General features: G+C 71.1%; 16 protein-coding genes. 7 read left to right on the top strand and 9 right to left on the bottom strand.

Features of this window, described 5'->3' with window-relative positions:
• Positions 1–116: 116 nt before the first annotated feature.
• From argF to ACFV2O_RS35810, 6 genes are all read right to left on the bottom strand, one after another.
• Positions 117–1,061: an ornithine carbamoyltransferase gene (argF, locus tag ACFV2O_RS35835; RefSeq protein WP_379256160.1), complete on the bottom strand. Its 945-nt coding sequence runs from the start codon at positions 1,059–1,061 to the stop codon at positions 117–119.
• Positions 1,058–2,260 (bottom strand): acetylornithine transaminase, encoded by a 1,203-nt coding sequence (locus ACFV2O_RS35830; RefSeq protein WP_356968995.1) that lies wholly within the window; start codon positions 2,258–2,260, stop codon positions 1,058–1,060. Before ACFV2O_RS35830 ends, argF begins: the two co-directional genes overlap by 4 nt.
• Positions 2,257–3,192, bottom strand: coding sequence for an acetylglutamate kinase (gene argB / locus ACFV2O_RS35825; RefSeq protein WP_355080696.1), 936 nt, complete (start codon positions 3,190–3,192; stop codon positions 2,257–2,259). The genes ACFV2O_RS35830 and argB overlap by 4 nt, the downstream gene beginning before the upstream one ends.
• Positions 3,189–4,406, bottom strand: coding sequence for a bifunctional glutamate N-acetyltransferase/amino-acid acetyltransferase ArgJ (gene argJ, locus ACFV2O_RS35820; protein WP_355080694.1), 1,218 nt, complete (start codon positions 4,404–4,406; stop codon positions 3,189–3,191). Before argJ ends, argB begins: the two co-directional genes overlap by 4 nt.
• Complete coding sequence (gene argC / locus ACFV2O_RS35815; RefSeq protein ID WP_379256157.1) at positions 4,403–5,461, bottom strand: N-acetyl-gamma-glutamyl-phosphate reductase; 1,059 nt, start codon at positions 5,459–5,461, stop codon at positions 4,403–4,405. The genes argJ and argC overlap by 4 nt, the downstream gene beginning before the upstream one ends.
• Before the next feature lie 148 nt (positions 5,462–5,609).
• A complete protein-coding gene (locus ACFV2O_RS35810) occupies positions 5,610–6,317 on the bottom strand; it encodes an ArsR/SmtB family transcription factor (protein WP_379256155.1) in 708 nt (235 codons plus the stop codon).
• Between the two features lie 64 nt (positions 6,318–6,381).
• Between ACFV2O_RS35810 and ACFV2O_RS35805 the strand changes: the two genes are divergently transcribed.
• The 4 genes from ACFV2O_RS35805 (at position 6,382) to ACFV2O_RS35790 (ending at position 9,498) form a co-directional block, all read left to right on the top strand.
• On the top strand, positions 6,382–7,191 hold the full coding sequence (locus ACFV2O_RS35805) for an isocitrate lyase/phosphoenolpyruvate mutase family protein (protein WP_356968986.1): 810 nt from the start codon (positions 6,382–6,384) through the stop codon (positions 7,189–7,191).
• Between the two features lie 124 nt (positions 7,192–7,315).
• On the top strand, positions 7,316–7,900 hold the full coding sequence (locus ACFV2O_RS35800; RefSeq protein ID WP_379256153.1) for a dihydrofolate reductase family protein: 585 nt from the start codon (positions 7,316–7,318) through the stop codon (positions 7,898–7,900).
• A 14-nt stretch (positions 7,901–7,914) separates the two neighbouring features.
• Positions 7,915–8,253: a YciI family protein gene (locus ACFV2O_RS35795; RefSeq protein WP_379256151.1), complete on the top strand. Its 339-nt coding sequence runs from the start codon at positions 7,915–7,917 to the stop codon at positions 8,251–8,253.
• Positions 8,254–9,498 (top strand): RNA polymerase sigma factor, encoded by a 1,245-nt coding sequence (locus ACFV2O_RS35790; RefSeq protein WP_379256149.1) that lies wholly within the window; start codon positions 8,254–8,256, stop codon positions 9,496–9,498.
• Positions 9,499–9,508: 10 nt separating this feature from the next.
• On the opposite strand, the gene ACFV2O_RS35785 is transcribed toward ACFV2O_RS35790, so the two are convergent.
• On the bottom strand, positions 9,509–10,246 hold the full coding sequence (locus ACFV2O_RS35785; protein ID WP_379256147.1) for an SDR family oxidoreductase: 738 nt from the start codon (positions 10,244–10,246) through the stop codon (positions 9,509–9,511).
• Between the two features lie 107 nt (positions 10,247–10,353).
• Between ACFV2O_RS35785 and ACFV2O_RS35780 the strand changes: the two genes are divergently transcribed.
• Complete coding sequence (locus tag ACFV2O_RS35780) at positions 10,354–11,262, top strand: LysR substrate-binding domain-containing protein (RefSeq protein ID WP_379256146.1); 909 nt, start codon at positions 10,354–10,356, stop codon at positions 11,260–11,262.
• A 15-nt stretch (positions 11,263–11,277) separates the two neighbouring features.
• Here the strand turns inward: ACFV2O_RS35780 and ACFV2O_RS35775 are convergent, their stop codons facing one another.
• Positions 11,278–11,769 (bottom strand): pyridoxamine 5'-phosphate oxidase family protein, encoded by a 492-nt coding sequence (locus ACFV2O_RS35775; RefSeq protein ID WP_379256145.1) that lies wholly within the window; start codon positions 11,767–11,769, stop codon positions 11,278–11,280.
• A 62-nt stretch (positions 11,770–11,831) separates the two neighbouring features.
• Between ACFV2O_RS35775 and ACFV2O_RS35770 the strand changes: the two genes are divergently transcribed.
• Positions 11,832–12,803 carry a helix-turn-helix transcriptional regulator gene (locus ACFV2O_RS35770; protein WP_379256144.1) on the top strand — a complete coding sequence of 324 codons (972 nt, stop codon included), beginning with the start codon at positions 11,832–11,834 and terminating at the stop codon, positions 12,801–12,803.
• A 5-nt stretch (positions 12,804–12,808) separates the two neighbouring features.
• Positions 12,809–13,555 carry a phosphotransferase gene (locus tag ACFV2O_RS35765; protein WP_379256143.1) on the top strand — a complete coding sequence of 249 codons (747 nt, stop codon included), beginning with the start codon at positions 12,809–12,811 and terminating at the stop codon, positions 13,553–13,555.
• A gap of 160 nt (positions 13,556–13,715) precedes the next feature.
• Here ACFV2O_RS35765 and ACFV2O_RS35760 read toward each other — a convergent pair whose 3' ends face one another.
• On the bottom strand, positions 13,716–14,903 hold the full coding sequence (locus ACFV2O_RS35760; protein ID WP_379256141.1) for an epoxide hydrolase family protein: 1,188 nt from the start codon (positions 14,901–14,903) through the stop codon (positions 13,716–13,718).
• Positions 14,904–14,947: the final 44 nt, after the last annotated feature.

Genomic DNA, 14,947 nt, shown 5'->3' with positions numbered 1-14,947 from the left:
GCCCGCTGGGCACGGTGAGCACGAGCCATGCCGGTGATACGCACGCCCTCGCTCACGCTGTGCCCATCCGGCACGAGCGGAGCCGGTCCCGCTCCGCTGCCTCTTGACCCGACCGCTCACGCCGAGCCCCCTGATCGTCGCTCCAGCAGCCAGACCAGCAGCGCCTTCTGCGCGTGCAGGCGGTTCTCGGCCTCGTCCCACACCACGCTGTGCGGCCCGTCGAGCACCTCGTCGGTGACCTCTTCGCCACGGTGCGCGGGCAGGCAGTGCAGCACGACCGCGTCCGGCTTCGCGTGCGCGAGCAGCTCGGCGTTGAGCTGGAACGGGCGGAACGGACCCACCCGGTCCAGGCCGTCGTTCTCCTGCCCCATGGACGTCCACGTGTCGGTGACCAGCGCGTCGGCTCCCCACGCGGCGGCGACCGGATCGCCGGTCACCGTGACGGTCGCGCCGGTTTCGGCGGCACGCTTGCGCGCGGCCTCCACCACCCACGGCTGCGGCTCGAACCCGGCGGGCGCGGCGATGGTCACGTTCAGACCCGCTGTGACGCCGCCCAGCAGCAGCGAGTGCGCCATGTTGTTGGCGCCGTCGCCGAAGTAGGCCAGTTCGCGGCCGGTCAGGTCGCCCTTGTGCTCGGCGAGCGTCTGCAGGTCCGCGAGCACCTGGCAGGGATGGAACTCGTCGGACAGCGCGTTGACCACCGGCACCGTCGCGGTGGCGGCCATCTCGTCCAGCCGGGACTGCTCGAAGGTGCGCCACACGATGGCGTCCACGTACCGGGACAGCACCCGGCCGGTGTCGCCGAGCGTCTCCTCCCGGCCCAGCTGGGTGTCGCGGCCGTCGACGACCACCGCGTGCCCGCCGAGCTGGGCGATGCCCATCTCGAAGGAGAACCGGGTGCGGGTGGAGTTCTTCTCGAAGATCACGCCGACGCCGCGCGGACCCTCCAGCGGGCGCCGCGCGAACGGCGACTTCTTGAGTTCGGCCGCGAGGGCGAGGATCTCGGCCTGCTCGGCCGGGCTGACATCGTCGTCACGCAGGAAATGCCGCACGGAAGTCATTGCGCCGCAGCTCCTTTCGCGTCAGCGAGCGCGGCGTCGAGGATCCCGGGCAGGTCGGCGACGAAATTGTCGGCCTGGGTCTCGGTGAGCACCAGCGGCGGCGCCAGCCGGATCACGTCGGGCTTGGCCGGGTTGACCAGGTAGCCCGCTTCCCGCGCCCGCGCCTCGACCTGTGCGGACACCTCGTCGGTGAGCACGATGCCCAGCAACAGGCCCGCACCGCGCACCTGATCGATGAGCGGATGCTCGAGCAGTTCGATGCCGTCGCTGAGCCGCTTGCCGACCGACTCGACGTGCGAGAGCAGGTCGGTCTCATCGATCGTGCGCAGCACCGCGAGCGCCGCCGCGGCGCACACGGGATTGCCGCCGAAGGTGGTGCCGTGCATGCCGGGGGTGAGCAGATCGGCCGCCCGCCCGGTGGCCAGCACCGCGCCGATCGGCAGTCCGCCGCCGAGGCCCTTGGCCAGGGTGATCACGTCCGGGACGATGCCGACGGCCTGGTGGGCGTAGAACTTCCCGGTCCGGCCGATGCCGGTCTGCACCTCGTCCAGCACCAGCAGCGCACCCTTGCGCGCGGTGATCTCCCGCGCCTTGGCCAGGTAGTCGAACGGCGGTACCACCACGCCGCTCTCCCCCATCATCGGCTCGAGGAACACCGCGGCGGTGTCCTCGTCGACCGCGGCCTCCAGCGCCGCGGCGTCGCCGTAGGGCACGTGCACGACGCCGGGCGGCATCGGTTCGAACGGGGTGCGCTTGGACGGCTGCCCGGTGAGGGCGAGCGCGCCCATGGTGCGGCCGTGGAACGCCTCCTCGCAGGCGACGAGCTTGGGCCGCCCGGTCAGCCGGGCGATCTTGAACGCCGCTTCGACGGCCTCGGTGCCGGAGTTGCAGAAGAACGCCCGGCCTTCGCCGTCGCCGAAGTGCGCGAGCAGCCGCTCGGCCAGCTCGACGACCGGCTCGCTGGCATACAGATTCGACACGTGTCCGAGCGTGCCGAGCTGCTGGGTGACCGCCTCCAGAATCGCCGGGTGCGCGTGCCCGAGGCTGTTGACCGCGATGCCGCCGAGGAAATCGACGTAGCGCTTGCCGTCCGCGTCGTAGACCACGGCTCCCGCGCCGCGGACCAGCGCGACCTTCGGTGTGCCGTAGTTGTTCATCAGCGCGGCGGACCACCGCTGCTGCAGTTCAGCTGTGCTCATTGTTTCGTTCCGTTCGGCGCGCCGGACCCGTTCGGGATGAGCGGGGCGGGCGTCACCATCGTTCCGATTCCTTCTCCGGTGAACAGTTCCAGCAGCACGGCGTGCGGGACCCGGCCGTCGATGACATGCGCGGTCGGCACCCCGGCCGTCACGGCGCGCAGGCAGGCTTCCATCTTGGGCACCATGCCCGCATCGAGGCGTGGGAGCAACTCGGCCAACGCTTTCGTATCGATGCTGGAGGTGAGCGACGACCGGTCCGGCCAGTTCGTGTACAGGCCTTCGACGTCGGTGAGCATCACCAGCTTCTCGGCGCCGATGCCCTCGGCGAGCGCCGCGGCGGCGGTGTCGGCGTTGATGTTGTGCACCACGCCGTCGGCGTCCGGGGCGATGGTCGACACCACGGGAATTCGGCCCGCCCCGATCAGATCCAGCACGGCATCCGGGTTCACTTCGGTGACGTCGCCGACCAGCCCGATGTCGGTGGGCTCGCCGTCGACCTCGACCGTGCGGCGGGTCGCGGTGAACAGCCGGGCGTCCTCACCGGAGATGCCGACCGCGTACGGGCCGTGCGAGTTGATCAGGCCGACCAGCTCGCGGCCGACCTGACCGAACAGGACCATCCGCACCACGTCCATCACCTCGGGTGTGGTCACCCGGAAGCCGCCGCGGAATTCCCCTTGCAGCCCGAGCTTCTTCAGCATCGCGCTGATCTGCGGGCCGCCGCCGTGCACCACCACCGGGTGGACGCCGACCGTGCGCAGGAACGCCATGTCGGCGGCGAAAGCCCGCTTGAGGTCGTCGTCGACCATGGCGTTGCCGCCGTACTTCACGACGACGATCTTGTCCCGGAACTTCTGCAACCACGGCAGGGCGTCGGCCAGGACGTGCGCCTTGTCCAACGCCGAAAGCGTGTGCAACACATCGCTGGTCATGAGCTGTAGGCCGAGTTCTCTTCGACGTAACCGTGCGAGAGGTCGGTGGTGCGGATGGTCGCGCGCGCGGAGCCGACGTTCAGGTCGATCAGCACCTCGATGTCGGCGCCGGACAGATCGACCTCGCGTGCGCCGGGCGCGCCGACGCCATCGATGCACACCGGTTTGCCGTTGAACGACACCGAGATCCGGTTCGGGTCCAACGTCACCGGCGCCATGCCGACCGCCGCGAGCACCCGGCCCCAGTTCGGGTCGGATCCGAACAGCGCCGTCTTGACCAGGCTGTCGCGGGCGACGGTGCGCGCCGCGGCCACGGCCTCGTCCTCGGTGACCGCGCCGGCGACGGTGACCAGCACCCGCTTGGTGACGCCCTCGGCGTCGGCCATCAGCTGGGCGGCCAGATCGTCGCAGACCGCGAGCACGGCGGCGTCCAACTCCTCCTGGCTCGGGCTGACCTCGCTGGCGCCGTTGGCCAGCAGCAGGACGGTGTCGTTGGTGGAGCAGGAGCCGTCCACGTCGAGCCGGTCGAAGGTGCGCGCGGTGGCGTTGCGCAGCGCGCGGTCGAGCTGATCGGCGGTCACCGCCGCGTCGGTGGTGAGCACGACCAGCATGGTCGCCAGCGACGGGGCCAGCATGCCCGCGCCCTTCGCCATGCCGCCGACGTTCCACTTGTCGCGGTGGTGGAACGCCGCCTCCTTGGGCACCGTGTCGGTGGTCATGATGGCCCACGCGGCATCAGCGCCGCCGGACAGGCCGCCGCCCATCTCGTGCACGATCTCGGTGACGGCGGGGATCAGTTTGTCCATCGGAAGCCGGTCGCCGATGAGCCCGGTGGAGCAGACCGCGATCTCCCCCGCCCCGGTCTCGGTGCCCCAGTTGCTCAGCGCGGCGGCGAGTTCCTCGGCGGTCTTGTGCGTGTCCTGGAACCCGCCGGGGCCGGTGCAGGCGTTGGCGCCGCCGGAGTTCAGGATCACCGCGCGCAGCCGCTTGCCGGTCAGCACCTGCTGCGACCACAGCACCGGAGCGGCCTTCACCTTGTTGCGGGTGAACACGCCCGCGGCCGGGTACTCCGGCCCCTCGTTGAACACCAGCGCCAGGTCCGGCTTGCCGCTGACCTTGATGCCCGCGGCGATGCCCGCCGCGCGGAAGCCGAGCGGTGCGGTCACGCCCTGGGTGCGGACCAGCTTGCCGCTGGCGGTGTCGGTCGATGTCACGGTGCCACTCCTACGGTGGAAAGTCCTTCGGTCTCCTCGAAGCCGAGGGCCAGGTTCATCGATTGCACCGCGGCGCCCGCGGTGCCCTTGGTCAAGTTGTCGATCGCGCCGATCACCACGAGCACGCCCGCGTCGGCGTCCACGGCCACCTGCAGGGTGACGGCGTTGGAGCCGAGCACCGACCCGGTCTGCGGCAGCACGCCCTCCGGCAGCAGGTGCACGAAAGGCTCGTCGGCATAGGCTTTTTCGTAGACCGTGCGCGCCTGCGCCGCGTCGACGCGAATCGGTGCGGTGCAGGTGGCCAGGATGCCGCGTGGCATCGGCGCGAGTACCGGCGTGAAGGACACCGTGACGTCCGTGCCGCCTGCCGCCGTGAGGTTCTGCGCGATCTCGGGGGTGTGCCGGTGCGCGCCCGCGATCCCGTAGGCCCGCGCCGAACCCATCACCTCCGACCCCAACAGCCCGATGTCCAGCTTGCGGCCCGCTCCGGAGGTGCCGCTCACCGCGACCACGTGCACGGTGGGCTCGACGATGCCCGCGGCGACGGCGGGAGCCAGCGCGAGGCTGGCGACGGTCGGATAGCAGCCGGGGACCGCGATCCGCGTCGCGCCCCGCAGCTTCTCCCGGCCGCCGGGCAGCTCGGGCAACCCGTAGGGCCAGCTGCCCGCGTGCGGGCTGCCGTAGTATTTCTCCCAGGCCTCGGGGTCGGTGAGCCGGAAGTCGGCGCCGCAGTCGACGATCACGGTGGACTCGGGCAACTCGGCGGCGATGGCCGCGGACTGACCGTGCGGCAGGCCGAGGAAGACCACGTCGTGTCCGGCCAGTTCGGCGGCCGTGGTCGGCGCGAGCACCCGATCGGCCAGCGGCAGCAGATGCGGCTGCAGCTCCCCCAGCGGGGTACCCGCATTGGAGCCCGCGGTCAGCGCCCCGATGACGAGGCGCCCGGTTCGGTAGGCCGGATGCCCCAGCAGCAGACGCAACACTTCGCCGCCCGCGTACCCGCTGGCACCGGCTACCGCGACCCGCACGGCGGGTCCGCCCGAGGAATCAACCATGTGATGATTATGCATGACTATGCAAGCTCATTCACAGCCTGGTCGCCGGGAGCGGTTCACGACCACCAGATACCCGCCGCGTCGTCAGGCGAAACGGCGAGCTCGCGGTATCGGTCCCGCGAGCAACGGCGCATTGTTCCGCCGCAGGTCAGCGCAGTAGTTCGGGCGCGATGCCCAGCGTATCCGCCAGCCCGGCCTCGCCTCGCGCCGTCACGCGCACGGCGCGCCCGCTACCGATCCGCTTGATCCACGCCAGCTCGATCATGCGGCGGCAGAGTTGCGCGCCCGCCGCGCCGCCCAGATGAACGCGGCGCTCGGTCCAGTCCAGACACGGACGGACGATCGGCCGTCGCGTGGCGCGCAGCGCGGCGGGGTCGACGCCCATCGGCCCGGTGAGCCACGCCGAGCCGGACTCCGTCAGCGCGAATCCGCTGTCGCCGCGCAACAGGCCCTGCGCGGTCATGGCGTCGGTGACCGCCACACCCAACCGACCCGCGAGATGGTCGTAACAGGTGCGGCCACGGGCCAGCGCGGCAGCGGCGGTCGCGGTGCGCAGCCCGGTCGCCGGGGCGGCGGGCGGGCCGAGATGGGCGACCATGGCCTCGAGCAGGCCCGCGACCCGTGGCCCGGCCAGCCGCAAGTAGCGGTGCCTGCCTTGCCGATGCTCGAGCACCAACCCGCCGTCGCGCAGCCGGTCCAGGTGTTGCGTCGCGGTGGACGGCGCGACACCGGTATGGCGCGCGAGTTCGCCCGCGGTCCAGGCCCGTCCGTCCAGCAGCGCGAGGCAGATGTCGGCGCGGGTGCGGTCGGCGAGCAGAGCGGCCAGGCCCGCCAGTTCGGCTCCTCGATCGGACATCACCTCATCATGGCGCGTCGTCGTTTCGGCGGGCGCCGAAACGTCCCGTGGCTACGGTCGCGGCATGACTTCGTCTTCTCCGGCGGCGCCCGCGCCGACCAAGTTCGAGATCTTCCGCGCTTTGCACCACCGCGACCTGCCCCTGGTGCTGCCGAACGCCTGGGATTTCGCCTCGGCGGCGTTGCTGGCGACCGAGGGATTCCCGGCGATCGGCACCACCAGCCTGGGCGTGGCCGCCGCGGCGGGGCTCGCCGACGGTGCGGGCGTCACGAAGGCGGAGACCTTCGACGCCGCCCGGCGCCTGGGCCGGCTGCCCATCCCGATCACCGTCGACATCGAGGGCGGGTTCGACGAGCGGCCCGAAGCGGTCGCCGATTTCGCCGGACAGCTCGCCGCCTGCGGGATCGCAGGTATCAACCTCGAAGACGGCCGCGCGGGTTCCGCTCTGGCCGACCCACGGCACCAAGCAGCGCTGATCGGCGCGATCAAGGACCGCACACCGCAGCTGTTCGTCAATGCCCGCGTCGACACCTACTGGCTCGGCCTCGACCACGGCTCCACACACGAGCGTGCGCGGCGCTACGCCGCGGCCGGAGCCGACGGCGTGTTCGTGCCCGGCGTGGCCGACCCGGCCCGCGTCGAGCGGATCGTCGCGGCGACCGAGCTGCCGGTGAACGTCCTCTATTCGGCCACCGGCCCCGGGATCGCGACGCTGGCAGACCTGGGCGTCCGCCGGATCAGCACCGGATCGCTGCTCTACCGCGCGGCGCTGTCGGCCGCGGTGGACGTGGCCCGCGCCGTGCGGCACGACGCTCCCGTCGCGCCGGGCATCGTCAGCTATTCCGACATCCAACGCCTGCTGCCTGACAAGTGAGTCCGCGCGATGCCGCGGTGCCGGAAATTGGGCGGAAAATATTCCGCGCTCGCTGTCGATACGCCGGTCGTCCGTTCGTGTACGTGGTGAGACCGGCGCCGCGCCGGTCGCGGAAGGAGCGGAGATGAGCAAGATCATCGCGGTGGAGCATCTGAGCTTGGACGGCGTCATGCAGGCGCCCGGCCGGGCGGATGAGGACAGCAGGGACGGGTTCGCCCACGGCGGCTGGGCACACCGGCACGACGACCCGGTGCAGGCAGAGGTCATGGGCAGGCATATGGCGGCCAACCGCGGCGCGCTGCTGCTCGGCAGGCGCACCTACGAGGATTTCGCGGGATACTGGCCGCGACAGGTCGGCGATCCGATGGCCGAGGCGCTGGACAAGACCGAGAAGATCGTCGCCTCTCGCACCGGAAGCGGGCCGCTGGCCTGGCAGAATTCGACCTGGCTCGGCGGCGACGCGGCGACGGCGGTGCCCGGAATACAGCGGCGGCAGCCGGACCGGAACCTGGTGGTACTCGGCAGCGGTGACCTGTTGCGCTCTCTGATGCGTCACGATCTCGTGGACGAGTACCTATTGCTGACCCACCCGCTGGTGCTCGGCACCGGTCGCCGCCTGTTCGACGGCGTGGGGCCGGTCGGCCTGCGGTCGGTCGACACCGTGGTGACCGGCACCGGTGTCGTCATCACCACCTACCGGCGTGCGTGAGGGAGGACGACGGAATGAAAAACTATCTGCTCTGCATCTACCAGCCCGACGAAGGCGCGCCGGACAATCTGGACGAGATCATGCGCGATCTCGCGGCGCTGAACGACGAGATGCGGGCGGCGGGAGCCTGGGTGTTCGCGGCGGGCCTGCACGCGCCGAGCACCGCCACCGTGCTGCGCGCCGAAGGCGACGACATACTGATCACCGACGGCCCGTATGTCGAGGGTAAGGAGCACATCGGCGGGTTCACCGTCATCCGCGCCGCCGATCTCGACGAGGCTCTGGAGTGGGGCCGCAGGCTCGCCGCCGTCGTCGCTCTGCCCATCGAAGTCCGTCCGATCCGAGACGAATAGATGAGCGAGGCCGTGACCGGCTCGGTGATCGAAGCGGTGTTCGCCGAGCACTACGGCCGTGCGGTGGCGAGCTTGATCCGCGTGTTAGGAGACATCGGCGTCGCCGAGGACGCGGTGCAGGACGCGTTCGCCGCCGCCGTCCAGCGCTGGCCCGCCGACGGTGTCCCGCCGAGCCCGCCCGGCTGGATCATCACCACCGCGCGCAACCGGGCGATCGACCGCCTGCGCCGCGACGCCTGCCGGGCGGACCGGCACGCGCAGGCCGCACTCCTGCATGCCGAGGACGAACCGTTGGAGCCCGTGAGCGCCGTGCGCGACGACCGCCTCCGGTTGATCTTCACCTGCTGCCACCCCGCCCTCGCGCAGCAGGCGCGGGTGGCACTGACCCTCCGGCTGCTCGGCGGGTTGGGCACCGCCGAGATCGCCCACGCCTTCCTGGTCTCGGAAGCGACCATGGCGCAACGCTTGGTGCGCGCCAAAGGCAAGATCCGGGATGCCCGCATTCCCTACCGGGTGCCCGCCGACGCCGAGCTGCCCGCCCGGCTGCGCGCGGTACTCGCCGTCGTGTATCTGATCTTCACCGAGGGGCACACCGCCTCCTCCGGCGCGCGGCTGGTCCGGGCCGACCTCTGCGCCGAGGCGATCCGCCTCGGGCGCTTGCTGGCAGGGCTGATGCCGGACGAGCCCGAGGTGACCGGACTGCTCGCGTTGATGCTGCTGAGCGAGTCCCGCCGGGCCGCCCGCACGGGTGCCGACGGCTCTCTCGTCCCGCTCGCGGAGCAGGATCGCAGCCGGTGGGACCGCGACCTCGTCGCCGAAGGACACGCACTCGTCCGGCAGTGCCTGCGCCGCAACCGGCCGGGGCAGTACCAGCTGCAGGCGGCGATCAACGCCGTGCATGCCGACGCGGCCACCGCCGCGGCCACCGACTGGACCCAGATCCTGCGGCTCTACGACCAGCTCGCCGCACTCACGCCGAGTCCGATCGTCGCGCTCAATCGCGCGGTCGCGGTCGCCGAAATACACGGTCCGGCAACGGCCTTGACACAGGTGGACGCCCTGCCCCTGGCGGGGTACCACCTGTTCCATGCCATCCGCGCCGACCTGTTGACCCGGCTCGGCCGCACCGAGGAGGCCACCGCCGCCTACGACGCCGCCATCGCCCGCACCGAGAACGCCGCCGAGCGCAGTTTCCTGGCGCGTCGGCGCGCCGAACTCGGTGGGCAACCACGCCGGAGCGATTGACGGCCCGCGCTCACGCCAGGCGGCCACCGCCATCGACGTGGAGGGTCGTCCCGGTCATGAACGGATTGGTCAGTGCCGACAGCGCCGCGGCGGAGATGTCGGCGGTGCTTCCGACCCGGCGCGCCGGATTGCGAGCCGCCACCTCCTCGAAGAATTGCTCTTTCCGCTCGCCCAGACCGTCCCAGGCGCCCGAGTCGACGATGCCCGGCGACAGCGCGTTCACCCGGACCGGCGCCAGCTCGACCGCCAGCGCCTCGGCGAGAAAACGCACCGCGCCGTTGGTCGCGGCCATCACCGTCCGGCCCGGCGCCGGCCGCCATGCGGCGACCCCGGAGAACAGCAGCAGTGCACCGCCCGGCCTGATCCGGGCGGCGAAGTGCTTGCCGAGCAGGATCGGGCCGATCACCTTCGCGTCGAAGGACCGCACGACCGCCGCGCGGTCCAGCTCGGCCACGGGACCGTTCGCGTGCGCCGCCGCCACTGACACCAGATAGTCCAGTTCACCGATTTCCTCGGCCGCCCGGACGACGGAGTCCTCGTCGCCGAGATCGATGCGCAGGGCATGGATCGCCGCGCGACCACGTGTCTCGGCCGCCACCTGCCGCCGCGCGGCGGCGACGGCATTCTCGTCCCGGCCCGCGAGCACCACGTCCGCGCCCTCGGCGGCGCCGTCTCGCGCGATCTGTCGCGCGATGCCCGACGCGCCGCCGACGATGACGAGTTTCTTGCCATGCATCGTGCCTGTCATGAGTTGCCTCCTCGGTAGTCGCCCCCACCGAGAAGGAACAAGCAGGGAGACCATCGGCCATCCCGTCGTGAGATCGATATTTTCTCGCTTTGCCATAAAATTCTCGAATGCCTACTTTGCGCGCGCTGGAGTGCCTGGTCGCCGTGCTGGACTCCGGATCGGTGACCGAAGCCGCCGGCCGGCTGCATCTGTCGCAGCCCGCGCTGTCGCATCAGATCGCCGCGCTGGAACGCGAACTCGGCACGCCGGTGCTGGAGCGGCTGCCGCGCGGTGTGCGGGCCACCGCGGCGGGCCGCGCGATCGCCGCGGACGCGCGTGCCGCCGTGGCCGCCGCCGAACGGGTGGTCACGGCAGGCCGCGCCGTCGCCGCGGGCGCGCGAGGACAGCTGCGGATCGCTTGCGCGGACAGCATGTCCGCGAGCCTGCTCGCGCCTGTGCTGCGCGCCTGGCACCGCCGCCGCCCCGAGGTACACCTCGTCCTGGCCGAGTTGTCCAGCGCGGACGCCATGGCCGAGATGGTGTCCGCCGGGACGGCCGACCTCGCCCTCGGGCCGCGGCCGTCCCGCTGGGAGGGCCACCTCGTGGTGATCGGAACCGAGGAGATCGTCGCGGTATCGCCGCAGGCAGCCGGAGAGCCCACGGCCACGGTCACTTTCGCCGACATCGCCGCGCGACCGGTGGTGCACTACCACTCCGACAACGGTCTCGGCGCCTGGCTCGACGAAATCGCGGCAGGCAGGGGCGTGGCGCTGACCGCGTCCACCCGGACCCGGCAGGCCACCACCGCCGCCCAGCTGGCCGCCGCCGGACTCGGCACCGCACTCGTGCCGACCAGCGCGCTGACGGCCACGTTCTCCGGCGCCGTCCGCAGCCTGCGTCCGCCCTTGGTGCGCGAGGTCGTCTGCCTCACCGCCACCCCGGGCGATCCTCTCGTCCGCCGATTCCTGGAAGACCTGCGCCGTCGCGGTGTCCCGGTCCCGAGCCCGATCGCCGCCCAGTTGACGGGACCGGAGTGAGGCGGCGGCGCCGGGTCAGTGCTTGCGCACCACGCGTTCGCCTTCGCCCGGCTTCCAGATGGTGATGTCGAGGTGGTCGCCCGCGACCTCCACTGTCGACGCGCCGGTGAGATCGGCGACGTAGAAGTGGTCGAACTGTTGGCCCCTGATGTCGAAACCGGTCTCGTCGAACAGGTGCTGAGCGAAGCGAACGTGCACGTCGCGGTCTGGAAGCTCGACGACCGTGCCGAAGAGTTTGGCGTCGCCGTCGGACACGTTCGTGTCCACCGTGGCGGTGTGCAGGCAGAAGCGCGGATCGCGCGCCAGATCGCGGAACTTGGTCGTGCCCGGCATCCCCGCGATCACCAGGAGTTCATCGAAGACGCGCGGCTCGATCGGACTGATCCGTGGATATCCGTCGGAACGGATGGTGCCGAGCATGCAGAGATTGCCCGCCGCGCGGTGCCTGCGCAGGAAGATCTCGGCGATGTGCGGCGCTTCTTCGGTGAACCGGCTCCAAGTGGTCATACCGGCGACGGTACGGCGAATACTTGCCATCTCCTGTCCGGTTTCCGGCTAGTGTCGCCTACGTGCGGGCGAGTCGACTGGTGCAGCTGCTCTTGCTGTTGCAGACGCGGGGCAGGCTCACGGCGCCCGAACTGGCCAGGGAACTGGAGGTGTCGGTGCGCACCGTCTACCGCGACGTCGAGGCACTCTCGGCGGCCGGTGTCCCGGTCTACAGCGAGCCGGGCCGGGCCGGCGGCGTGCGGCTGGTCGACGGCTACCGCACCCGGCTCACCGGCCTCACCACCGACGAAGCCGACGCGGTGCTGCTGACCGGTCTGCCCGGCGCCGCCGCCGATCTCGGGCTCGGGACCGTGCTGGCCACCGCGCAGTTGAAGGTGCTCGCCGCGCTGCCGCCGGAACTGCGCGGGCGGGCGACGCGCATCGCCGAGCGGGTGCTCGTCGACGCGCCGGGCTGGTTCCACCGGCCGGACGAGACGCCGATGCTCGCGACGATCGCCGACGCGCTCTGGCACGACCGCAGGCTGCGGGTGCGCTACCGCCGCAACGACAAGGTGGTCGAGCGCCTGCTCGACCCGCTCGGTCTGGTGCTCAAGGCGGGCACCTGGTATCTGGTGGCGCGCAGCGGGTCCACACCGCGCTCGTACCGGGTCGGCCGGATACTCGCCGCCGAGCCGACCGGCGAAACCTTCTCCCGCCCAGCACAATTCGATCTGCGCACACATTGGTCCGAGGCCGCCGACGAATTCGCGCGCTCGATGCTGCGCGTGCGGGCGCGCTGCCGGATCGCCGCCACCCACCTGCGCCTGCTGCGGCTGACGAACGATCCGGCGGCGGTCGCGGAGGCACTGGCCTCGGCGGGACCGCCCGATGCCGAAGGCTGGGTCGAGGTGGTGGTTCCGTCGGAGTCCTACGACGTGCTCGCCCACGGCCTGCTGCCGCTCGGCGAGCACGTCGAGGTTCTCGACCCACCGCAGTTGCGCGCGCGACTCGCGGCGACCGCAGCCGCCATGCACGCGCGCTACTCCGGGAAGTAGTTCCTATGCCACCTGATGCTGAAGTCCCCCTGACCGGAGGACGAATCACCCCCGGCGTGGTCCGCGTCGGCGACACGGTGCGACGACCAACCACCGCCTCGTCGGCCTTCGTCGCCGAGCTGCTCACGCACCTCGAGCAAGTCCGTTTCGCCAGCGCACCGCGTTATCTCGGACTCGACGACACCGGCCGCGATACCTTCACCTACCTGCCCGGATGGGTGCCCGCCAGGTTCCAGCGCTGGACGGACACCCAGGTCGCCGCAGCAGGGGCCCTGCTCCGTTCGCTCCACGACGCGACCCGCGACAGCGGCCTCACGGCAGGCCGACCGGTCGTCTGCCACCACGACCCCGGCCCCAACAACACCGTCTTCCGGAACGCCCGACCGGTCGCCTTCATCGATTTCGACACCGCCGCCCCCGGCGATCCGCTCGAAGACTTCGGGTATCTGGCCTGGACGTGGTGCGTCTCCTCGAAGCCCGACGCACCACCCGCCCCCGCCCAAGCAGCCCAGGTGCGAATCCTCGCCGACGCCTACGGCCTCACCACCGCAGAGCGAGCCCACGTCGTCGACGCGATGCTCGACCGCCAGATTCGCAACGCCCACTGGTGGACAGCACAGCTGACCGAACCCGGCCATCGCGACACCAGCCCCGAGCAGATCGCCTCCCGCATCGCCTGGTCCGAACGGGAGCACGCCTACACCAGCGCCCACCGCGTCGCCTTCGAAGCGACACTCCGGCACGACGGATGATCCGGGTCTCGAGCGTGCCGCCGTACCGACATTCGGCCCGGGAAAGCCCGGCGAAACAAGCGGATCCGCCGAGGTCCATCGGCGGATGGACCACTCACCGGCCGTGCGCGGCCGCCGGGTGATGTCCGGCCCGGTCAGCTCTGTGGACGAGTGGGCCGGATCAGCGCAGCGTGCGAAAGAACTCGCGCACGTCCGCGATCAGCAGATCCGGCGCCTCCATCGCCGCGAAATGCCCGCCGCGGTCGAACTCGGTCCACCGGACGATGTTGTGCGCGTCTTCGGCGAGTTTGCGGACGGACATGTCGCCGGGGAAGATCGCCGCCGCGGTCGGCACATCGGACTTCCGCGTCGGCGCGCCCCAGACCGCGGATTCGCTGTAGAGCCGCAGCGAGGAGGCGAAGGTTCCGGTGAACCAGTACAGGCTGACGTTGGTCAGCAGCGCGTCCCGGCCCACCGCGTCGTCGGGCAGCTCGATCGCCGGGTCGGTGTACTGCCGGAACAGGTCGGCGATCCAAGCCAGCAGCCCGGCGGGTGAGTCCTGGAGGCCGATCGCGAGCGTCTGCGGACGGTTCGCCTGCACGGTCGCGTAGTCGTAGCGGGCGTAGCTGTCCGGACCGGTCATCGTGTCCAGCTTCGCCTGATCCGCCGCGGACCATTCCGCCTGAGCCACGTATTCGTCCGGGCTGCCGGAGTTTTCGGCGTCGCCGTCCCAGGACGGAATCGTGATCGGGCCGTTCACGTGCAGGCCTACCAAATGCTCGGAGTCGATATGGCCCAGCTGGGCGGCGACGAAGTACCCCGCGTCGCCGCCCTGCACGCCGTAGCGGTGGTAGCCCAGACGCGCCATGAGTGCCGCGACCACCTCCGCGAACCGCTCGGTCGAGCCCGCGCCCGGGTCCGGGGCCACCGTGGAGAACGCGAAACCCGGCAGCGAGGGCACAACCACGTGGAACGCGTCGGCCGGGTCGCCGCCGTGTGCGCGCGGATCGCTCAGCGGTCCGAGCAACTCCAGGAACTCGACGAACGACGCGGGCCAGCCGTGCCCGAGCACCAGCGGCATGGCATTCGGCTCCGGAGAGCGCAGGTGCAAGAAGTGCACCTGCCGCCCCTCGATGTCGGTGACGAACTGCGGCAGCTCGTTCAGCTCCGCTTCCACTGCGCGCCAATCGAATTCGGTACGCCAGTACTCGGCCAGCGGTCGCAGGTAGGACACTCGCATGCCCTTGTCCCATCCGGCGCCGGGCAGGTCGCTCGGCCACGACGTGCCTGCGAGGCGCCGGTGCAGATCGTCGATCCGCTCCTGCGGGATGGCGATGCGGAAGGGGCGAATGTCCGGTTCGGTAGTCATATCGGCCACGGTAGGAAGCGCTTAGGACGGGAGCGTTCCTAACT

Origin of the sequence: Nocardia sp. NPDC059691 (genome assembly GCF_042733915.1) — a bacterium.
GTDB classification, from domain to species: domain Bacteria; phylum Actinomycetota; class Actinomycetes; order Mycobacteriales; family Mycobacteriaceae; genus Nocardia; species Nocardia sichangensis.
This window is presented reverse-complemented; position numbering and strand designations above follow the sequence as displayed.